We start from the raw sequence: 20777 nt of genomic DNA on the forward strand, positions 1-20777 counted from the left end.
ATGCAATAAATGATAGTTTTAAACTGAAATTGCTCAAAATCCTCTAATTTGAGCAATACTTTATAACACTTATAAGAATAAATGAAGGACTATTTCTATACAATTTCTAAAGGTGGGGAAGGATTTTACAAAGAAAAAGGCAGTAAATTCATTGGATTGGCTTTTCGAGTAAAAGATGAAGAAGAAGTAAAAGAAAAATTGGAGGAAGTAAAAAAGCAATATCATGATGGCCGCCACCATTGCTATGCTTACTTTTTATCAGAAGATAAACTGAGAGCCAATGATGATGGAGAACCCAATCATTCTGCAGGCGATCCTATTTTAGGACAGATTAAATCTAAAAACTTAACCGAAGTCCTAATTGTGGTAGTTCGATATTTTGGAGGTACAAAACTGGGTGTTCCGGGATTAATCAACGCGTATAAAACAGCTGCTTTTGAAGCATTAGAAGCTTCTAAGCTAATTGAAGTAACTATTGAAGAAATTTATGATATTAAGTATGGTTATGAAATCACCAATGAGGTAATGCGCCTAATATCCGAATTTGAAGCAGACATCAAAAATCAAGAATTTACCGAAACCTGCACCGCCACTTTAGGCATTAAGCAATCACTTAAAGGGAAATTTGAAGAAGAAGCAAAGAAGATTGAAGGATTAATATATTAAGATCAGTCCGAAGAAAAGTATGAATGAATTCAATACTTCACGCCAATTTTTCTATAAATAAAATGCATCAGCCAAGCTGGCCCAATCAACAAAAATTGTAAATCTTTCAAGAATGAAGGCTTTTTTCCTTCGATTTTATGCCCCCAGAATTGGCCGATCCAAGCCAAGAAGAATACGATTAAAGCAATTCCCCACAAAGGCAGAAAAGTCAATTGGTCTGCCCAGCGAGCTACAGCAATACATAAAATGGCAAAAGCCACCATTCCAAAGGAAAGGGGAATCGATAAACTGATATAATAAATTAAAACTATACCTAAAACGACTACTGCCCAATTATCAAAATAACCTACACCAAATGCATAGGTCAACATATCATTGGGAATAGAGTATAAAAGTGCCACCACACTCCAAAATATTAAGGGTACACAAATCCAGTGAACCATTTTGTTGGTTTCATTTTTATGACTTGCTCCGTATTCTTCTAATAATGCATCTATCCTTCTCATGATTCTAAAATAGATAATTTTATTTTATGAATCAATAAGTCTTTATACCAAGGTTACTTTTTTGTAAAAATTCACAATACCCTTGTAGAAATACTAGCTATTTAAAAAAAGCTTATTACATTTGCATTACATGAACAACAAAACAATACATATCCTTTCAAAGCAAAATGCTTCTCAGGCATTTCATGCTGTTCATGTATTCCATCATTCCTCTTTTTAAGAGGAAAAAATCACTATATCGCCATAAGCAGGTATCTGCACATTTATTTTATTTTAGGGAAAATCATAAAACAATTCCTTAGAAAATCTCTTAGTTAAATACTATTTTTAAATCTCAAAAATTAAAGATGAACACATTAAAAATTGCTATACAAAAGTCAGGTCGGTTAAGCGAAGACTCACTCAAATTAATTAAAGAATGCGGAATAAAATTCAGTAACGGAAAGGGTAAATTGAAAGCTTCAGCCGATAATTTTCCAATTGAATTTCTATTTTTAAGAGATGATGATATACCCGGATATGTGGAAGACGGAGTGGCTGATTTAGGAATAGTGGGTGAAAACGTATTAGTTGAATATGATAATGACGTTAAGCTTGTAAAAAAATTAGGCTTTTCTAAATGTAGATTATCTATTGGTGTTGACCGAAATTGGGATTATAAAAACATCAAAGAACTGGATGGAAAAAGTATTGCTACCTCCTACCCTAAAATTTTAGGTAACTATTTAAAAAAGAATAATGTAAATGCCGAAATTCATGAAATCAGCGGTTCTGTTGAAATTGCCCCAAGCATAGGCTTAGCAGATGCCGTTTGTGATATCGTGAGTTCTGGAAGCACTTTATTGAGCAATGGCTTAAAAGAAGCTGATGTGATTATGCGATCAGAAGCTGTACTTATTTCAGGAAAAAATTTATCGGCTGATCAAGTGAAAACTTTAAATCAACTGTTGTTCAGAATGGAATCTGTGCAGGCAGGTAAAAACAATAAGTATATTTTATTAAATGCTCCTAACGATTCTATCGATGAAATCATCAGTTTATTACCAGGGATGAAAAGTCCTACCGTTTTACCGTTAGCAATGGAAGGCTGGAGTTCTTTACACTCAGTAGTGAAAGAAGATGAGTTTTGGGAAGTAATAGAAAAGTTAAAAGAAGCAGGTGCTCAGGGAATATTGGTTGCTCCAATAGAGAAAATGATTGTTTGAGAATACTTATGTGGAAGAAACCTGTCAGGTTTCCAACTTTAAAGTACAGCTTTTAATAAAAACTTTTGTTGAAATTTTAAATTCAAACCTGACAGATTTAATTGGCAGGGAAAAATGATTTAAAAAAATGGAGAAACGAAGCCTTCCAGGTTTTCTTCACAAATAGTGGGCATAATGGCTAATTTTAAAATTGCTACAATATTAATTCTGGAAGGCTTTAAAGTGTCGTAAGCTAAGCTTGATTAAAAAATTATGAAGGATTATACATATCCCAAAAGGGAAAACTGGGAAAAACTATTAAAAAGACCTACAGAATCGCTTTCCAATATTCGAAAGGTGGTCCAACCCATTATGGACGAGGTTCAAAGCAAAGGTGACAGCGCTCTAAAAGCTTACACTAAAAAATTTGATGGAATTGAACTAAATAATTTATTAGTAAGCCAGGATGAAATTAAATCTGCTTCCTCAAAGGTTTCTGATAAATTGAAAGAGGCTATCAAAGTTGCCCATGATAATATTTTTAAATTTCATGAAGCCCAAAAAATCGCTCCACTGAAAATTGAGACCATGCCTGGCGTACTTTGTGAGAGAAAATCAGTGGCTATACCAAAAGTTGGGCTTTACATCCCGGGCGGAACCGCTCCTCTTTTCAGTACAGTCTTAATGCTGGCAATCCCTGCAAAAATAGCAGGCTGCAAAGAGATTGTATTATGCAGTCCACCAGATAAAGAAGGAAATATTCACCCGGCAATTCTTTATGCAGCTGAAGTAGCAGGAATAACCAAAATTTTTAAAGTTGGGGGTGCTCAAGCAATAGCTGGATTGGCTTATGGAACTGAAAGTATACCAAAAGTGGACAAAATATTTGGCCCTGGTAATCAGTATGTAACTGCTGCAAAGCAACTGGCTAGTTTAGAGGCCGTAGCGATTGATATGCCTGCTGGTCCTTCAGAAGTATTAGTTTATGCTGATGATAAAGCAGACCCTGCTTTCATATCAGCTGACTTACTTTCTCAGGCGGAACATGGGGTCGATAGTCAAGTAATTTTTGTTACTACTTCTACTGATATGCTGGGAGCATTACAGAAAGAAATCTATCATCAATTGAGTGAATTACCACGTTGGGAAATAGCAGATAGATGCTTACAGAATAGCGCTGTAATTATCCTTAAGGATGAAAAAGAATGTATCGATTTAATCAATTTATATGCACCTGAACATTTGATTTTACTGGCAAAAAACGCAAGGGAAATTGCCGATCAAATAGAGAATGCAGGTTCCGTATTCTTAGGTTATTACACACCTGAATCAGCTGGCGATTACGCATCAGGCACAAATCATACTTTACCAACAAATGGCTCTGCAAGGGCCTATAGTGGTGTTTCCTTAGACAGTTTTGTGAAAAATATCACCTATCAGGAAATTACAGCTGAAGGATTGCAAAACTTAGGCCCACATGTAGAAATCATGGCAGAGGCAGAATCTTTAATCGCTCATAAAAATGCGGTGACCGTTCGATTGAATAGTTTAAAAAATAAATAATTTGCTGAAATGAGCAATACGTTAAATTGGAAGGATTTAGTTCTTCCTCATATATTGAGTTTGCAAGCCTATTCATCTGCAAGAGATGAATTTTCAGGTGATGCCAAAGTGTTTCTGGATGCTAACGAAAATCCATTTGATGAGGAACAACAAAGCTGGAATCGCTATCCTGATCCTCTGCAAAAAGATATAAAGCATCAATTATCTGAGATAAAAGAAATTTCTACAAAGAATATATTTTTAGGAAATGGAAGTGATGAAGCAATTGATTTATTGTTCCGGGTTTTCTGTAAAGGAGGAGAATCAAATATAATTACTTGCCCTCCTACTTATGGAATGTATAAAGTATCAGCTTCTATTCATAATGTGGAAAATATTGAAGTTTCACTAACCGAGGACTACCAACTTGATGTAGATGCTATTTTAGAAGCGGCTAATTCTCACAGCAAAATGTTATTTATTTGTTCACCAAATAATCCTACAGGAAATAGTATTAGAAAAGATGATATTCAGAATTTACTTGAAAATTTCAATGGGGTAGTGATTATTGATGAAGCTTATATTGATTTTTCTGCACAAAAATCATGGATTCACACATTAGAAAATCATTCGAATCTAGTGATTCTTCAAACTTTAAGTAAAGCCTGGGGATTGGCTTCTGCCAGATTAGGGATGTCCTTTGCTAATCCGGAATTAATTAAAATTTTAAACAAAGTAAAACCACCTTATAATATCAGCGGACCAAGTCAAAAACTGGTATCTGATTCTCTTACTAAAAAAGATGCATTTGATAAACAAGTAAAAGAAATTTTAGCTGAAAGAGATAAACTCAATCAAGAATTACAAGATATTCCTGGAGTGAAAAAAGTTTATGCAACAGATGCAAATTTCATATTAGTTAAAATCAATGATGCAAAATCCATCTATCAAAAACTGATTGAGAAAGGCATTGTGGTGCGTGATAGATCAAACATTAAACTCTGTGATAATTGTTTGAGAATAGCTGTAGGAACTGAAAAAGAGAATGAAAATTTAATTGCAGCTCTTCATCAAATCACAACTTAAACTATATTTCAATTCGTTATTAAGACTTTTAATTTCAGAAGAGCAGCCATGCTAATGCTATCTGTTATTTTACCATCCAATACCATTTGAAAGGCTTCCTCTAAGGGAAGCTTTTTAATTTTAAGGTCTTCTGTATCTTCAAACTGGGTTGTTCCTTTTATTAAATCTTTTGCTAAAAAAACGACTCCCCTTTCATCTGATACAGAATTGCTTGTATGAATTCTTAAAAATTCTTCCCAATGGTTAGCTATTAAACCTGTTTCTTCTTTTAATTCTCTTTTGGCGGCATCTAATTCCTGCTCACCAACCGGACAACCTCCTTCAGGAATTTCCCAGCTATATTCATCGAGAGGATATCTATATTGCCCTACCAGCCAAGTATTTCCGTCTTTGTCTATAGGAATAACACCCACTGCTATATTTTTAAAATGGACCCTTCCATAAATCCCATCACCACCACTAGGATTGATTACATTATCCTCTTCAACCCTGATCCAAGCATTATCATATTGAAGTTTGGTATTTAAAAGCTTCCATGGGTTTTTTGCCATTTTATTGTTGAAATTCATAGAATGAAGACTAAATTATGTGAATTATTTAGCAATATCCGCATAGAATATTCAAATACCTCAATTATATTAAAGATTATAATATCAATCAATAGAACAATTAGATCCGGAATCGTTAACTTTTTAAGAAAATCTAAATAATTTTCTTTTCTAATTAATATTTGAACAATAGATTCAAAAATATTGTGAATTTCAAGCTAATTGAATTGTTATAGTACTTTACAACAATGCATTTATGCTTGTTTAGACAGAATAATCCTAGCTCAAATAAATCAAAAAGCGCAGCTAATATCTCTCAAAAGCAATTAGGTTAATTGCTTTTTATAAATCAAAATAATCTAATTTAAATTATATTATTTCTATTTTCATTTTCACTCCTTTAATGATCCTAAAATTAAAGTAACTTTAAATTATTAATACAGTTATTAATCTTTATTTTTAGAATTGATTTAATCAGAATTCTTACAAAATGATAGAATTAGCAAGCATTTTAGTATTAGGGGTATTTGCTCAATGGTTAGCATGGAAGATAAAACAACCGGCCATTCTTCCTCTAATTTTAATTGGACTTTTAGTGGGACCAATTTCTACTTTCTTCACTCCTGAAGGCAGCAAACTTATTGATGGTGATCAGATCTTTTCAGGTGATTTACTATTTTCATTTGTATCGCTTTCAGTAGGAGTTATACTTTTTGAAGGTGGTTTAACCCTTAATTTAAAAGAAGTTAGAACAGTAGCCAGTACAGTAAGAAACTTACTTATAGTTGGTGTAATCATAACTTTTATAGGAGGAACCATTGCCGCAGTTGTTATTCTTGATTTAAGTTTATCAATGGCCTTATTATTTGGCGGTTTGATTATTGTTTCAGGGCCAACGGTAGTACTACCAATCTTAAGAAATGTTCGACCAAATGCAAAAGTCAATACAATCCTTAAATGGGAAGGTATTTTAATAGATCCATTAGGTGCATTAATAGCCGTATTAGTTTATGAATTCATTAAAAGTTCATCTAATGGTGAATACTATACAATAGAGGCACTTAAAGATTTCTTTACAACCATTTCAGTAGGCTTTTTTATAGGTGGATTTGGTGCAGTATTGATTTGGTATATTATCAGCAAAAATAAAATTCCTGATTATCTTAGAAATGTTATCACCTTAGGTACTGTAATATTAGTATTTTCAGTTTCTGATTTATTACAAAAAGAAGCAGGATTATTGGCCACCACCATAATGGGAATAGTATTAGCCAATTTGAAATTAGATGATTTCAAAAAAATACTTTCCTTCAAAGAAGATATCAGTCTCATTTTAGTTACGCTTCTATTTATTCTACTTTCAAGTAGAATCGATATTGTGCAAATTGAACAATTAGGAACCCGTAGTTTAGTTTTATTTGCCGTAGTGATTTTAATATTGAGACCATTAGGAGTTTGGCTTAGCTCTATAGGTTCTACACTTCGCTGGCAAGAAAAATTATTTATTGCATGGATTGGTCCAAGAGGTATTGTTGCAGCAGCAGTAGCTTCACTATTCTCACTTGACCTGCTAAGTTCTGATACTACTAGCGAAGCTTTAAAATCAGAAGCTGAATTGCTTTTACCCCTTGTTTTCTTAGTGATAATTGGTACTGTAATTATTCAAGGAACAAGCGCAAAATATGTTGGGAAATGGTTAGGCGTATTACGAAAGGAACCACAAGGAGTATTATTTGTAGGGGCGAATGAAATCGCAAAAAAATTGGCTCTATTTCTTAAAAAAGAAGGCTTTTATGTATTATTAGCTGATACAGCAAAGCATAATGTGAATGAAGCAAGAAAACTCAATTTGCAAGTATATGAAGGAAATATACTGTCGGAAGAAATATTTGAAGAGGTTGATTTATCACAAATCGGAAAGATGATGGCTGTGACCAGTAATTCTGGTATTAATTCTCTCGCATTGAGTTGGTTCGACAGTGAATTAGGAATGGAGAATACTTACAGAATTGTAAGTAAAGAGGAAGCAGATAATGAGAATTTGCCTTTGCCCAAAAATGTATTATTTAAATCCAGGTTGGATTATTTAAGCCTTAATCATTTAATCAGACAAAACAGCGAAATATCAGAAGTGAAATTTTATGGAGAGTCTGAATATGAGGAGTTTCTAGAGGAAAAGGGTAAAACCATTATTCCACTTTTCATAATTACTTCTGAAAAGAAACTTCAAATCATTTCAGGCTATCCTGAAGAAGTGGGAAAAGATGACCGGCTAATTTTCTTAAAAAATAAAAATTATAATATGGCAAGCAATAATAATGATGCCGATTAATATAATTCCTGACTCTTTTCTAAATAATATTAAATTTTTCTGAAAATATTGATAATTTCATTTGCGGAACTAACCCATTAGTTTTATATTGGAGTTTTAAACATTTAATAGGGAAAAATTATGTTAGTATTAACCAGAGCAGAAGAACAAATCATGCATAAGCTATGGGACTTGAAGAAGGCTTATGTAAAAGAAGTTTTAGAAACTTTACCTGAGCCCAAACCAGCCTATAATACCGTAAGCACCATTATCCGAATCTTAGAAAGAAAAGGAGTAGTTGGGCATGAAAAGACAGGCAAAAGCTATTTATACTATCCTTTATTAAAGAAGGATGAATATAAAAAACAAAGCTTAAAAAAGCTTATCCATGGTTATTTTGAAGGTTCATTTGCTAATATGGCTTCATTCTTTGCTAAAGAGGAAAATCTCAGTACAGCAGAATTGGATGAAGTGATGAAGCATTTGAAAAAGCAAAAGTAAACTATCATGGAAACCTTAATTTACATTCTAAAAGCCCATTTGCTATTTTTGATTTTAGGTGGAATCTATCATTTCGTATTGAGAAATGAGAAAAGCTTTATCTTTAATCGTTTTTATCTTCTGGCAATATACGGGGTAAGCATTATTGCCCCTTTGCTAGAATTTAAACTTTTTAAAAACATCACATTTGTTGACCCATCATTATTAAGTAGCAGTACTACCAAAGCAACTATTTCTAATAATCAACTAGCTTTGGAAAGCAGTATTTTGAATTTGGAAGTATTATTACCATGGATTTATGCTATTTTTATTTCCATTTCAGTTATAATTTTTCTGGTAAAGTTTGGTAAAAGTTATCACCGATTTAAATTACTTCACCGTTTCGCACGTTTCGATTTCAAAAAGAAAATATATTGGGTAGAAGAAGACATCCCTCCTTTTACTTTCTTAAATAAAACACTTCTTCCTTTAAGACTCCAGAATGATGAAAATAAAGAAGTTATTATAAAACACGAAGAGGCTCACAGAAAAACACTCCATTTTTTTGATATTATTTGGGTTGAATTACTTTCCTCTTTATTAATATTTAATCCATTGAATAAAAAAATAAAAAAATATGTAGTTGAAAATCATGAATTTTTAGCTGATGAATATGCTTGTAAGGATACTGAAAAAACAAATTATGCACAGCTCTTAATTCATCAAACTCTTAATCAAAATCAACTTCAATTTGTAAGCTATTTTGCAAAACCCACCATATTGAACAGATTAAATATGCTTGATAGCAACAAAAATTCTAAAAGCAAGCCTTTTTTGGTTGCTATCAGTTTTGCTTTCATCAGCTTAATTTTCTCTTGTGATCTAAATCCTACTGAAGAGGTTATTATAAAAAAAGAGACCATTACTGTTCCCGATAATGACGCATTGGAAAATAGTGAGGTGCCAGGAAATAAAATCTTTTCGATAGTAGAAGATCAGGCAGAACCTCAAGAAGGAATCCAAGCCTTTTATGATGCCATTAGTGATGACCTAGAAGGCAATTACCCTCAACAAGCTATAAATATGGGGATAGAAGGTGTGGTCTACATCCAATTTGTGATTGAAAAAGATGGTAGCTTAAGTAATGTTCAAGCTGTGAAAGGCATTGGAGCCGGTTGTGATGAATTGGCAGTTGAAATACTTAAAAATAATGGAGATTGGATTCCAGGAAAACAAAACGGTATAACTGTTCGGTCTAGAAGAGTTATTCCAATTAGGTTTGTAATAAATTAATTATAACCTATAAAGTACTTCAATTTGATTTAATATGATAATACTTACTCAACTTCATTAGTTTTAGTTATATTTAATGACTTAAATGACAAAGAAAAATGAATTACTTAATAAGCCTATATTTTATATTTCTTGTTACTCCTTTTATCGAGATCGAACCTGAAGATCAACAGCAATCTGTATTACAAACCGTTTTCAATATAGAGGAATTTCAAAAATACATTGCAACTGAACCTAGATTTTTAGGGAGTAATATTGACCATAATATATTGATGATGGGATTTTCTGAATTAAAAAATAATGAAATAGACCTTAAAATTCGAGATCACAAAGTAAAAATAATTTCTGAAAGGAAGGTAAATGAATTTGATAATAATTCTTTTATAAAAATAGCTGAATTTGATATGAAAAAATCAACGGCCAAGGTGTTGTTATCCTATCAAAATTCAAAATTATTTTATGAGAAAAAACAGAAAATATTATTAGATGTACAACTAGAAAAATCTTGGAAAAATGAATGGGTTGTTAAGGAATATAAACTTTATGAAGTAAGCATTAATACTTCCGATTAAAGATTTCTGCATAAACAATTGCCTTTTTAGCACTTTCAGGATCCGACAAGCCTTCTCTTATTTCCCTGGCAAATGAATTTTCATCCACAGTTTCATCAAATTCTTTAAATCTGTTGCTTTGAGTTGTAACCTCTTCAATATCTACTAATTCATCTATACTTTTTAATTTTTCACCCTTTTTATAAAGTTCTTTTAAGGTTTCATCAGCATTTTCATACTCCTCTTGACTTACCTCCTGATTCAAAGGTCTTTCATCAACCTTATCGGATAATGGCTTAATTTCATCACCTTCACCTAATATTTCATCCTCATCTTGATAAGGCTCTTTTGAGGGGTTTTCACCACTTAATTCGGCCAGTAATTCTTCAAAAGATTTGGGTCTTCTCTTTTCGCCTGAATTTTGCTCGGAGGATTGGGGCTCAGCTTTTTTCCGGGTTACAGGCTTTTTCTTTTTACCCCTTCCTTTAAATAGGAAATAGAGAATTGAAAGGACTATATAAATGAGGATTTTGTAATCTTCCATACATTAAAATTACTAAAACTTTAGATAAAAAAGCTACACTAGCCTAAGGAAAATATGTAAAAATCCTAATTAAGCTTAAAGCCTATTAATAGCACGTCATCTGTTTGGCTATAACCCTGTTTCCATTCTTCAAATCGCTTATTTAAAATATAATGTTGATCCGCCATTTCTTTAACAGAAACTTCCTGAAGTAATGTCCTTAATCTACGAATCATGAATTTCTTATCCTTTGACCCACCAAATTGGTCTTGAAAACCATCAGAGAATATATAATAAGTATTTTTAGGATTGTATCTAATAGAATGAGAAGTAAACTCATCTTCTTTATTAATTTTTCGTTTCCCCCCAATGGACATTTTATCACCTTTAATAACCTCAATTCCCTGTTGTTCATTCACCATTACTAAAGGACTTTTAGCTCCAGCAAAAAGCACAGATTTCTCTTTTTCATCAATTACTACAATAGCCGCATCCATGCCATCCTCGTTTTCATTCTCAGATTGTTTTAAATAATTACTTACTCCCAAGTGAAGCTTATTCAATATTTCTGCTGGATCTGTAACGCCTTCTTGAAGAACAATTTGATTCATATTGGTATCTCCTACCAATGACATAAAAGCACCAGGAACTCCGTGACCCGTACAATCAATAGCTGCTATAATTTTCTTCCCCTTAATTTCTGCCGCCCAATAAAAATCTCCTGATACAATATCTCTCGGAAGGAATAGCACAAAAGAATTTGAAAGCATTTTCTTTATGTATGCATTCGTTGGCAACATTGCAGATTGTATTCTCTGAGCATATCGAATGCTTCCAATGATATCTCCATTCTGTTTTTCTATAAATTCTTTTTGAGATTGCATTGCATCTCGTTGGGAAAGGATTTCCTCCTTTTGCACTTTAAGCTCCTCATTTTGTTCAGAAACTAGGTCACTTTTAAATCTTAAATCCTTTTGAGCCTTTATCAAACTTTGGTTTCTTTCTTGTAATTCAAAATGAGCTTCTTGCAATGCTACTCGGTGCATGAAATTATTTTTCATGATGTAGTATCTAAAGGACGCAATTGAAAAAGCTGCTAATCCAACTACAATCAGGATATTCACACCTTTCAGAAGGAAATAATCCAATATCCCAGCATCACAAAAAAACATGTGCACTAAAATTTGAATAAGAAAAACAACAAAGAAATTTATTACAAAATAAAAAGGACGAAGAATAACCAAAACAGCACTAGTGATGAATACAGTGGTCATGGAAATAACATAGGTCATCCAATCAGAACAATCTACCATATAGGCAGCAGACGTAAACAAACAAAAGGCAATAATTTCAAACAATAGTTCATGACTAAACCTGAACTTTTGATGCAATAAAAACACAATCCCCACTATGACCGATGGTCCATATCTAAAAGTATACCAAAGGTTTATATTAGGTTTTTCAATAGACAACTCCGGAATTGTGCTAAGTGGAAATAAAAAAATAACCAATATAGCACCCCATCGCGCATAAACATGGCCTATACGTTTATACTCCTCTTTCCAGGCTTTATTCAAATTAATACCAAAACTATCTGTTAAATTGAGTTTCATTTATGTCTAATATAAATCAAATACGAGATTAACACACTAACTTTGAAAATAAAAATCATTTATCGAAAATGAGGATAAACGTGCATCTTCATTAATGATTGCACTTTCCTACGTAACCACCTACGTTTAATGTGTTTTATTTGCTCATCGTAATCTTGTTTTATATCTATTTTGTAATCAGGTACACTCACCTCAGATGCTTGCTTTACCCAAACAGAATGAATGGTAAAGGCGAACTGCAATTTATCATGATGTAGCTTAGACACAGGACCTTTCTTCAAATCAGAAGCATCAAATATCCATATTTCTGAGAAGTAAGAATTAATTTGAGAATTATCTTTCTCTTCACCGATTACTGTACATAAAATATAACCATTCAAGGTTTCAGGAATATCATTATTTTGCAACTTACTAGGCACAAACTGCAAAGACCACATATAGGTATCTTTAGGAAAACTGTAGTGATCTGTTACTTTCATCGAATTAGTTTCAACCGTCTCCAAAACAAATGGTGCTCCCTTTTGGGTAAATTCGAGCATTTGTTCAGCACTATATACACGATTTCTTTTTGGATCCTGATAAAGCCTGTACATAAAGTCGGTCAAAAGTTGATCATCCAAACCATAAGCCTGCCAGAAAATGTGTTTGATCTCCTCTACATTCTTATCGGGAGAAAGCATATCCCGATAAGTATATAATCCGATCCCCCAGGTATGCGGTCCTGGATCCTTCTCACCTGGCTTCCCTTCCAAATGCAAAAAAACAGTCTTATCTTCCAGATTATCTCGGTTTTCAACATCTATAACAATCTTTCCTATTTTACCGATGTCCATCTCTCCTACTGCCAACATCCCAACCCTTTGAGGGTCTATTGGCTTATTATGTAATTTACATTCATCATAATATCTTATCCATTCAGCAGGACATGCGCTACAATTATGCGCTGCATGTAAAGTCACTACTCCATCTGGATTTTCATAGTTTGCTGAGAAATGAACGATTTCTACTGGAAGCACAACCTTATGAGCTCTTATTTCTGTATTATCGGGCAATAAGTCTTTTCTGTGTACAATATAAAGTGTTGAGTAATCATTCTGAGCCCCATCCAATAACTCCCGCAAAAAAGAATCAATCCTTTCATTATTAGGAAATGGATTGTTTAACATCACATCTAGCGTGAATTTAAAATTGGTATCTGCCAAGAGAACATAATCTCTAGTGAAACCAATTTGATGCATATTATGCTGAATCTGAATGTTCGATCCATTCTCATTAACAATTTTATAGGACTTAGGATTTCTGGCGCCTGTCCACTGTATTAGATAAACTGCATCCTCATTAGAAAAATGTCTCCCTATTAAGTTCCAATACCAGCCTCTTAGCTTATCCCAAATTGATTTTGGCTCTTCTTCAGAAGCCTCTTCATAAAAGAAATCATTAACCTCTTTTACAACTTGTTCTTTATCTTCAATTTCTTCCCACCTACTAATTCTCTCTTCTAATTTTCGTTCAATTTCTTCTTCACTACCAAATATTAAATGAAAAATCTCCGTAGCACTGAGTAAATTTTTAGTCGTTTTAGTAAAATTAACACTAAATACTTCTTTGGTTTCGGGGTCATAGACAGGATGAGCCGTGGTTAAAACCATTGGAAATGGATTATTTAAAAAGGGAGGTGTACCTGCTCTCCAAAATTTATTTTCTCCTATTGGTGTGATCAAATCCAAACTCTTAGGATCAAATTCAAAAGGTCTACCAGCATCAAAAGTAGCCAACAAGCGTGATTGCTCATCTCCAGGTTTACGAAATGGTGTAATGGCAGTATTAATCTGGTTTCTTGTACCCAATTTCATAGACATCCTCGCCAACCCTCTGTTTTTAAAAGCAATATCCGCATATGGATTATTGGGATTTAAAATAGGACTGGAGGCTATATCAGCATAAAAGCATGGTGTTTTTAATAAACGGGTTTTTAGTTTTACTTTTCCAGCCTCTGTCAGATCAAAACGATAAATATAACCATCTCCATTAATAACAGGAGAACCAAATTCCTGATTGAACTCTCCATCAGGATTTTTTCTTTCGTAAGGCAAGCCACCACTATTTACAGTTCCAGCACCAGAATTAATAAATACATATCCTGTTAAATCTTCAGGGATTTCTCCTTCTTTTACTTTAAGTTCGACATCTAAAGGCTCTCGGGTAGAGGTGAGTAAATTAGGATGACTCATAGTTTTGGTGTTTTATGTTGATATTTTTCACCACATAAATAATAATTTTTCAATTAAAAATTGAGTAATTACAATATTATTTACAATTAAATCTATTTTTTACCAAAAATTAATAATTGAATTCTACTATGATAATTCGATCAATGAAGCATTTTTTAAACAGAACATTCCTTATCATTACCCACTTCTCCAAATAAATTATAAATTTGTTATCCGCTTTTTTCTGGCGTAGATTTTTTGAGTAAGAATTATGCAGCTAACCAAACTTGAAATAAAAGGATTTAAGAGCTTTGGTGACCGAATGGTCATCAATTTTGATAAAGGAATTACCGGTGTTGTGGGTCCTAACGGATGCGGAAAATCCAATGTGGTAGATGCCATCAGGTGGGTATTGGGTGAACAGAAATCCAGAACGCTTCGCTCGGATAAAATGGAGAATATCATTTTCAACGGCACCAAAAAGCGAAAACAAAGTAATTTAGCTGAAGTCTCCCTTACTTTCAACAATACCAAAAATCTTCTTCCAACAGAATATTCTAATGTCACCATCACAAGAAGATATTATCGAACTGGAGAAAGTGAATACTTATTGAATGGGGTAAGTTGTCGATTGAAGGATATTACCAATCTTTTCATGGATACTGGAATTAGCTCTAACAGCTATGCCATTATTGAATTAAAAATGGTGGATGATATCCTAACTGATAAGGATAACTCCAGAAGAGGCTTATTTGAAGAAGCAGCTGGAATAAGTAAATTCAAAATCAGAAAAAAAGAAACACTAAAAAAATTAACCGATACGGATGCTGATTTAGAAAGAGTGGAAGATTTACTCTTTGAAATAGAGAAAAACTTAAAATCACTCGAAAAGCAAGCCAAACAAGCTGAAAAATATTATCAATATAAAGGAGAATACAAGGAGAAAAGTATTCTATTAGCTAAGAAAACTGTTGCTGATAAAAGAGAAGTTTTTCTTAATCTGAACAAACAAGTTCAGGCAGAAAATGATAAAAAAATCAGTCTAAACAGACAATTAGCAGAACAGGAAGCTGCTTTAGAAAAGGGCAAATCAGAATTATTACAAAAGGAAAAATTATTGGCTAGCCGTCAAAAAGCACTCAACGAGCATGTCAATAAAATCAGGCAGTATGAAAGTGAAAAGAAAATCAAAAATGAAAGATTACGCTTTTTGCAAGATAAAAGTGATAGCCTGAAAAATCAAATAGAGCAGGACAAGCAAAGTAATGAGCGCGCCTCATTTAGTATCAAGAGTTTAGAGCAAGAAAAGACATCCGCTGAAAAGATTTTCTTTGAGACCGAGCAAAGAGTAGAAGTCTTAAAGTCTGAATACGAGGAGCAGAAAAATAAAACAGCAGCCATCCGTGAGGAAGTTAATACGTTAAATCAGCAACAAAAAGCACTGCAAAATGAAGTTTACCAGTTGAACAAATCACTGGAAATCAAAGAGATTCAACTTTCATCTGTAAAGCAAGAACTGGAAAAAAGTAGTACAGATACTACCGAACAATCTGCTAGCTTAGAAGAGTTTGACAGTAAGCTTGAGGAACTATCAAAGTTATTAAAAGAGAAAAACGAATACCTTTCAAACCTTAAAAGCAAAGAAGATCATCTCAATCAGCAAATTGAAGATCATAAAAATACAATTGAATTAATTAGAGAAGAATTAACTCAATCTTCTCGAAAACTAGATGCTAGAGAGAACGAATACAACCTAACCAAGTCATTGGTTGATAATTTAGAAGGATTTCCTGAGGCTATAAAATTTCTTAAAAAGAGCTCGAAATGGGGCAAAAATGCACCTCTCCTATCAGATGTTTTGACATGTTCTGAAGATTACCGCATTACCATTGAAAATTTTCTGGAGCCCTATATGAACTACTATATAGTGGAAACAGAGGCTCAGGCTTTTGAAGCTGTAAACTTACTAAGTGATGCCAGCAAAGGAAAAGCTCATTTCTTTATCCTAGATAATTTTGAGAAATTTAAGCCAAGCGACTCAAAACTTTATGATCAAGCCATTGCTGCCACCGAAATTGTAGAATATGATGCTAAATATAAAAAGCTAATTGGTTTCATACTCGACAATGTATATGTAGTAAAAGGCGATTATAATTCTATTCCTGATGATAAGGATAGCGTTTTCATCACACAAAGCGGAAAGGTTACCAAAAGGAAATTCAGCATGTCTGGAGGTTCCGTAGGGCTTTTTGAAGGGAAAAGAATTGGTAGAGCCAAAAACCTGGAAAAACTTCAGGTTGAAATAAAAGATTTGAACAAAAAAATAAGCCAAATCAAGGAAAGCTTAGAAAGCCAACAAAATGATTTGGATAACCTAAAAGAGCATAGCTACAGAGAAAATATTGAAATCTTGCAATCAGAAATAAATGAGGTCAATTCTGAATATGTTTCTATTAGAACCAAACAAGAGCAGTTTGCCCAAATGCTCAATAGTGCTGCTAATAAGCGAGAAGGAATGGAGGAGCAGCGAGAAACTTTAATTGAAGAAATTGAGGCTATCAAACCTGATGCGAGCGAAAAGTCTGATAAACTTAAAGAAATTGAACAAAGGTTGAGTATTATAAGTGAGGACTTAAGTGTTCAAGATGAAATATTAAGCCAAAAATCATCTTCTTTCAATCAGGAAAATATTGAATTTCATCAGCAGCAAAACAGAGTCAACAGTCTTGAACAGGAAATCGGGTACAAACAAACCGCTTTTGAAAGCAGCAAAGAAAGACTTGAAAAGAACCAACATGATTTAAAAGAAAATGATGAGGCTATCAAAGGCATCATTGAAACTGCTGAGACCAATGATGACGAATTGTTGGGCATGTATGATGAAAAAGAGCAGATTGAGATTGGAGTAAATGATGTAGAGAAAGATTATTATGCCTCTCGTGGTCAGATTGATGAAATAGAAAAAGAAACTCGAAATATTCAGCGCAATAAAGAACAAGTGGATGAGCTATTGATGCAAATCCAGAATAATTTAAATGAAACCAAGCTGGAGCTCAATAGCGTAAAAGAAAGACTTTCTGTTGAATTTGATATTGATTTAGATAAAATCATGAATTCTGAGGAAGAGGAAGTGGAGACAGAAGAAACAGCTGATGATTTAAGAAGTGAAGTAAGTAAATTGAAGGAGAGAATGGACCGCATTGGACCTATTAATCCAATGGCAATGGAAGCTTATGAAGAAATTAAAGAGCGAAACGATTTTATTATAACTCAGCGAGAAGATCTACGAAATGCTAAAGAATCATTACTAAACACCATTAGTGAAATCGATGAAGTAGCTCGAACCAACTTTATTGAGGCTTACGAAAAAATTAAAGAGAACTTCCAAAAAGTATTCCGTACGCTTTTCACACATGAGGATGAGTGTGATTTACAATTATCCGACCCTGATAACCCATTAGAGTCTAAAATTGAAATCATGGCCAAGCCAAAAGGTAAACGACCTTTGACCATCAATCAATTGTCAGGAGGAGAAAAGACCTTGACCGCTACTTCCCTACTCTTTGCGATTTACTTATTAAAACCAGCCCCATTCTGTATTTTTGATGAGGTAGATGCTCCATTGGATGATGCCAATATTGATAAATTCAATAATATCATCAGAGAATTCTCCAAAGAATCGCAGTTCATTATAGTTACCCATAATAAAAGAACAATGTCCAGCACGGATGTGATTTATGGGGTAACCATGGTAGAATTAGGAATTTCCAGAGTGGTTCCTGTGGACTTAAGAGAATTGGAAGACACACTGGATTAATTAATAATTATTAGGAGTTATGAATAAAGCATTTCTGGTAAGAATTGGTATTACGGCTTTGGTATTTTGGTTACTTGATTCTTTTATTATGTATTTTTTTAAAGAAGATACAACGCTTTCAGCTCAAATTCAGGAGTCCTTTTTTAAAGCAATTCTCTTTTCGATCATCTTTGGATTAATCATGAGGAAGAAGTGGCTGAAGAAGGATAAGGAATAAATTGGGCTTGCTTAAAAACAGATTATATAACAAGGATGAACTTTACACCTTTTTTGGCAGTGATTATTAAGTAATAACCTGATTTTCAACAAGTGCAAGCCTTTTTAAGGTAAAAGCCCAAATTATTTGCACTAGAAAATCAAATTTTGATTTTCTAGTGCAAATAATTCTCAATAACTGTCCATCAAGCGTCTCTAATCCTCACCAATCATAATTTACATAAATCCCACCATAGGTAACATTCTGACCTTAAAGGAGTAATCAATAGTATCATTGATGTATTCCAATTTTTTTCATCTTCATATTAGCCCTCATCGGAACCAATTTCTACAAGCTTAAATAATTTGAATATAACGAACCACTTAAGCATATTTTTAAACTATGGAACCGAAAATTAAAACACCTGATGCAACTCAGGTATACCAGAAATTCAAGGGACTTATTCTCGATAAAAACCACCCATGTGTAATGGCTCAAAGCAGCTTCAAATTAAATCAGGTAGATTTATTTACTTATGAAATTATGGGTTCTGATGAAAGCACTAAAGCCCTTCTGGAGGATCTCAAACACTATATTGATACTTATGATTTTGAAGCCTCTGACTACCGGTCCTTTCTTGCCGTATTTCCCCAAGAAGAAATTGATTCAGAAGAGCTTTTTGAAGAAAAATTATGGACTCAATTACATACACTCCATTTATTGGATGATCGTGAATGGGATAATGAAGTAAGCAATGATCCTGATAGTGCAAAGTTTAGCTTTAGTGTAGGAGGAAAAGCCTTTTATATAGTTGGTATGCATCCAAGAAGCTCACGTATCGCAAGAAGAAGTCCCTACCCTACTATAGTTTTTAATTTTCATGCGCAATTTGAACAACTCAAAGAAAGAGGAGTCTATCATGAGGTAAGAGATAAAATACGTGCCCGAGATAAAGAATTGCAGGGTAACATCAACCCTACTGTGAGTGACTTTGGAAAAATAAGTGAAGCAAGTCAATATAGCGGAAGAAATGTAGATCAAGAATGGAAATGTCCTTTTCACCCAAAACCATAAACTTATGAGAACTCAGATAACACAAATTGAACAGATAATAGATAAGCAAAGTGGGGTTTCCTTTAAATTAAAAAAAGGGCAGTACTTAAAGGTAACTGATCCACAAGGTGGACAAGTAAGTGATATGGTTCTTTTTAATGAAAATGATGTTCGAGAAAAAATTTCTAGTGGTAAGACCTTAGATTTCGAAGAATCTATTTTGATCAGTACTAGCAATTATCTTTGGAGCAACAGAAGCAACAAAATGATGCTGGTTTTAGAGGATACCAATGGCAGAAATGATTTTCTATTAGCACCTTGTAGCCTGGCTACCTTTAAAATCATGTATGACATAGACACTTATCATCCTAGCTGTTTTGAAAATTTAGAAATGCACTTAAAACAATTTGATATCAATGCTGATGATATTCCTACTGCTTTCAACATCTTCATGAATGTGCAGTTTGATGAGGCTGGTAAATTAAGTGTAAAACCTCCTCTCAGTATAGCAGGAGATTTTATTCTTTTTGAAGCTCAGATGGATCTTATAGTAGGTTTAACAGCCTGCTCAGCTGAAGATAGTAATGGAGGAACTTTTAAACCTATCAAATTTGAAATTATAGGTTGATTAGTAATTGAGTAATTAAAATTTACACTCTTTTTGGGTCAGTGTCATTCTACCACTTGCCACAAAAAAAACACTGCCGTAAAATACAGCAATGCTTTTCATTACACTAATTAATTTGACTTACTGAGGTACTATGAAAAGTCCTGCTATATCATAAACTGTACCTGAACCCGCTACTACATCTGCATCCAAAGGTTCATCAAATGCTTCCTGAATTGAAGCTTTATCTATGTTTGGTACGTTACCAACTAAAGCATCTTCTAGATTAACTCCAGCTTGAGTAACATTTGCTTCCGATGGAAACTGTGCTGGAGGGTTCCCTTCTTGATAAACCGCAAGAGCAGCATCAGGCACTGAAGTGTCTTCCCCAGTAATCCATCCTTTTTGCCCTCTTAATCGCCTTACGATTGAAGCATGTCTGGCCTCCACTCCATGTATACTTAATGCAGCAGTTAAGATTAAGTTTGACATACTATCTGATACTAAATTAGCAGCCTGACCTTTATAAGCCCTAACCCCTGTATCTTCAAATGCTTGGCTAAGCGCAAGAAATTGATTGTAATCATTAAA

The 20777-nt window shown here is 33.5% G+C and carries 18 protein-coding genes; 12 read left to right on the forward strand and 6 right to left on the reverse strand.

The features are described from left to right. Window positions 1-81: 81 nt before the first annotated feature. Window positions 82-666 carry a YigZ family protein gene (locus tag Q0L29_RS10890; protein WP_296621580.1) on the forward strand — a complete coding sequence of 195 codons (585 nt, stop codon included), beginning with the start codon at window positions 82-84 and terminating at the stop codon, window positions 664-666. Window positions 667-695: 29 nt separating this feature from the next. On the opposite strand, the gene Q0L29_RS10895 is transcribed toward Q0L29_RS10890, so the two are convergent. Continuing rightward, a complete protein-coding gene (locus Q0L29_RS10895; protein WP_296621581.1) occupies window positions 696-1172 on the reverse strand; it encodes a DUF962 domain-containing protein in 477 nt (158 codons plus the stop codon). 347 nt (window positions 1173-1519) lie between these two features. On the opposite strand from Q0L29_RS10895, the gene hisG reads away from it, so the two are divergent. The 3 genes from hisG to hisC all read left to right on the forward strand — a co-directional run bounded on the left by hisG (window position 1520) and on the right by hisC (window position 4984). Next, window positions 1520-2377 (forward strand): ATP phosphoribosyltransferase, encoded by an 858-nt coding sequence (gene hisG / locus Q0L29_RS10900; RefSeq protein WP_296621582.1) that lies wholly within the window; start codon window positions 1520-1522, stop codon window positions 2375-2377. A 252-nt stretch (window positions 2378-2629) separates the two neighbouring features. Beyond that, window positions 2630-3919: a histidinol dehydrogenase gene (gene hisD, locus Q0L29_RS10905; protein WP_296621583.1), complete on the forward strand. Its 1290-nt coding sequence runs from the start codon at window positions 2630-2632 to the stop codon at window positions 3917-3919. Between the two features lie 9 nt (window positions 3920-3928). After that, window positions 3929-4984, forward strand: coding sequence for a histidinol-phosphate transaminase (hisC, locus tag Q0L29_RS10910; protein WP_296621584.1), 1056 nt, complete (start codon window positions 3929-3931; stop codon window positions 4982-4984). Between the two features lie 8 nt (window positions 4985-4992). Here hisC and Q0L29_RS10915 read toward each other — a convergent pair whose 3' ends face one another. Further along, on the reverse strand, window positions 4993-5553 hold the full coding sequence (locus Q0L29_RS10915; protein WP_296621585.1) for an NUDIX hydrolase: 561 nt from the start codon (window positions 5551-5553) through the stop codon (window positions 4993-4995). 469 nt (window positions 5554-6022) lie between these two features. On the opposite strand from Q0L29_RS10915, the gene Q0L29_RS10920 reads away from it, so the two are divergent. The 4 genes from Q0L29_RS10920 to Q0L29_RS10935 all read left to right on the forward strand — a co-directional run bounded on the left by Q0L29_RS10920 (window position 6023) and on the right by Q0L29_RS10935 (window position 10188). Continuing rightward, window positions 6023-7864, forward strand: a complete 1842-nt coding sequence (locus Q0L29_RS10920) for a sodium:proton antiporter (protein ID WP_296621586.1) — start codon at window positions 6023-6025, stop codon at window positions 7862-7864. A gap of 120 nt (window positions 7865-7984) precedes the next feature. Beyond that, window positions 7985-8344, forward strand: a complete 360-nt coding sequence (locus tag Q0L29_RS10925) for a BlaI/MecI/CopY family transcriptional regulator (protein ID WP_296621587.1) — start codon at window positions 7985-7987, stop codon at window positions 8342-8344. 6 nt (window positions 8345-8350) lie between these two features. After that, window positions 8351-9616 (forward strand): M56 family metallopeptidase, encoded by a 1266-nt coding sequence (locus Q0L29_RS10930; protein WP_296621588.1) that lies wholly within the window; start codon window positions 8351-8353, stop codon window positions 9614-9616. A gap of 98 nt (window positions 9617-9714) precedes the next feature. Further along, window positions 9715-10188 carry a hypothetical protein gene (locus tag Q0L29_RS10935; protein WP_296621589.1) on the forward strand — a complete coding sequence of 158 codons (474 nt, stop codon included), beginning with the start codon at window positions 9715-9717 and terminating at the stop codon, window positions 10186-10188. Here Q0L29_RS10935 and Q0L29_RS10940 read toward each other — a convergent pair. The 3 genes from Q0L29_RS10940 to Q0L29_RS10950 all read right to left on the reverse strand — a co-directional run bounded on the left by Q0L29_RS10940 (window position 10172) and on the right by Q0L29_RS10950 (window position 14534). Beyond that, entirely contained in the window at window positions 10172-10711 is a 540-nt protein-coding gene (locus tag Q0L29_RS10940; RefSeq protein WP_296621590.1) for a hypothetical protein, read from the reverse strand. The two genes, Q0L29_RS10935 and Q0L29_RS10940, sit on opposite strands and share 17 nt — an antisense overlap. A 65-nt stretch (window positions 10712-10776) precedes the next feature. Beyond that, window positions 10777-12303 (reverse strand): SpoIIE family protein phosphatase, encoded by a 1527-nt coding sequence (locus Q0L29_RS10945; RefSeq protein WP_296621591.1) that lies wholly within the window; start codon window positions 12301-12303, stop codon window positions 10777-10779. Window positions 12304-12362: 59 nt separating this feature from the next. Then, complete coding sequence (locus Q0L29_RS10950) at window positions 12363-14534, reverse strand: carotenoid oxygenase family protein (RefSeq protein WP_296621592.1); 2172 nt, start codon at window positions 14532-14534, stop codon at window positions 12363-12365. A gap of 250 nt (window positions 14535-14784) precedes the next feature. Between Q0L29_RS10950 and smc the strand changes: the two genes are divergently transcribed. The 4 genes from smc to Q0L29_RS10970 all read left to right on the forward strand — a co-directional run bounded on the left by smc (window position 14785) and on the right by Q0L29_RS10970 (window position 20207). After that, window positions 14785-18330, forward strand: a complete 3546-nt coding sequence (smc, locus tag Q0L29_RS10955) for a chromosome segregation protein SMC (protein ID WP_296621593.1) — start codon at window positions 14785-14787, stop codon at window positions 18328-18330. 19 nt (window positions 18331-18349) lie between these two features. Next, entirely contained in the window at window positions 18350-18547 is a 198-nt protein-coding gene (locus Q0L29_RS10960) for a hypothetical protein (protein WP_296621594.1), read from the forward strand. 381 nt (window positions 18548-18928) lie between these two features. After that, on the forward strand, window positions 18929-19600 hold the full coding sequence (gene gntA / locus Q0L29_RS10965) for a guanitoxin biosynthesis heme-dependent pre-guanitoxin N-hydroxylase GntA (RefSeq protein ID WP_296621595.1): 672 nt from the start codon (window positions 18929-18931) through the stop codon (window positions 19598-19600). Between the two features lie 4 nt (window positions 19601-19604). After that, window positions 19605-20207, forward strand: a complete 603-nt coding sequence (locus Q0L29_RS10970) for an urea carboxylase-associated family protein (protein ID WP_296621597.1) — start codon at window positions 19605-19607, stop codon at window positions 20205-20207. A 120-nt stretch (window positions 20208-20327) separates the two neighbouring features. On the opposite strand, the gene Q0L29_RS10975 is transcribed toward Q0L29_RS10970, so the two are convergent. After that, on the reverse strand, window positions 20328-20777 hold a 450-nt coding region (locus Q0L29_RS10975), incomplete at its 5' end, for a ferritin-like domain-containing protein (protein WP_296621599.1).

This window comes from Marivirga sp. (assembly GCF_024636815.1).
Taxonomy (GTDB): Bacteria; Bacteroidota; Bacteroidia; order Cytophagales; family Cyclobacteriaceae; genus Marivirga.

Excerpts from the sequence above, each read along its gene's own strand:
- Q0L29_RS10890 (WP_296621580.1), top strand. The coding sequence starts at position 82 with ATGAAGGACTATTTCTATACAATTTCTAAAGGTGGGGAAGGATTTTAC.
- Q0L29_RS10895 (WP_296621581.1), bottom strand. The coding sequence starts at position 1,172 with ATGAGAAGGATAGATGCATTATTAGAAGAATACGGAGCAAGTCATAAA.
- hisG (WP_296621582.1), top strand. The coding sequence starts at position 1,520 with ATGAACACATTAAAAATTGCTATACAAAAGTCAGGTCGGTTAAGCGAA.
- hisD (WP_296621583.1), top strand. The coding sequence starts at position 2,630 with ATGAAGGATTATACATATCCCAAAAGGGAAAACTGGGAAAAACTATTA.
- hisC (WP_296621584.1), top strand. The coding sequence starts at position 3,929 with ATGAGCAATACGTTAAATTGGAAGGATTTAGTTCTTCCTCATATATTG.
- Q0L29_RS10915 (WP_296621585.1), bottom strand. The coding sequence starts at position 5,553 with ATGAATTTCAACAATAAAATGGCAAAAAACCCATGGAAGCTTTTAAAT.
- Q0L29_RS10920 (WP_296621586.1), top strand. The coding sequence starts at position 6,023 with ATGATAGAATTAGCAAGCATTTTAGTATTAGGGGTATTTGCTCAATGG.
- Q0L29_RS10925 (WP_296621587.1), top strand. The coding sequence starts at position 7,985 with ATGTTAGTATTAACCAGAGCAGAAGAACAAATCATGCATAAGCTATGG.
- Q0L29_RS10930 (WP_296621588.1), top strand. The coding sequence starts at position 8,351 with ATGGAAACCTTAATTTACATTCTAAAAGCCCATTTGCTATTTTTGATT.
- Q0L29_RS10935 (WP_296621589.1), top strand. The coding sequence starts at position 9,715 with ATGAATTACTTAATAAGCCTATATTTTATATTTCTTGTTACTCCTTTT.
- Q0L29_RS10940 (WP_296621590.1), bottom strand. The coding sequence starts at position 10,711 with ATGGAAGATTACAAAATCCTCATTTATATAGTCCTTTCAATTCTCTAT.
- Q0L29_RS10945 (WP_296621591.1), bottom strand. The coding sequence starts at position 12,303 with ATGAAACTCAATTTAACAGATAGTTTTGGTATTAATTTGAATAAAGCC.
- Q0L29_RS10950 (WP_296621592.1), bottom strand. The coding sequence starts at position 14,534 with ATGAGTCATCCTAATTTACTCACCTCTACCCGAGAGCCTTTAGATGTC.
- smc (WP_296621593.1), top strand. The coding sequence starts at position 14,785 with ATGCAGCTAACCAAACTTGAAATAAAAGGATTTAAGAGCTTTGGTGAC.
- Q0L29_RS10960 (WP_296621594.1), top strand. The coding sequence starts at position 18,350 with ATGAATAAAGCATTTCTGGTAAGAATTGGTATTACGGCTTTGGTATTT.
- gntA (WP_296621595.1), top strand. The coding sequence starts at position 18,929 with ATGGAACCGAAAATTAAAACACCTGATGCAACTCAGGTATACCAGAAA.
- Q0L29_RS10970 (WP_296621597.1), top strand. The coding sequence starts at position 19,605 with ATGAGAACTCAGATAACACAAATTGAACAGATAATAGATAAGCAAAGT.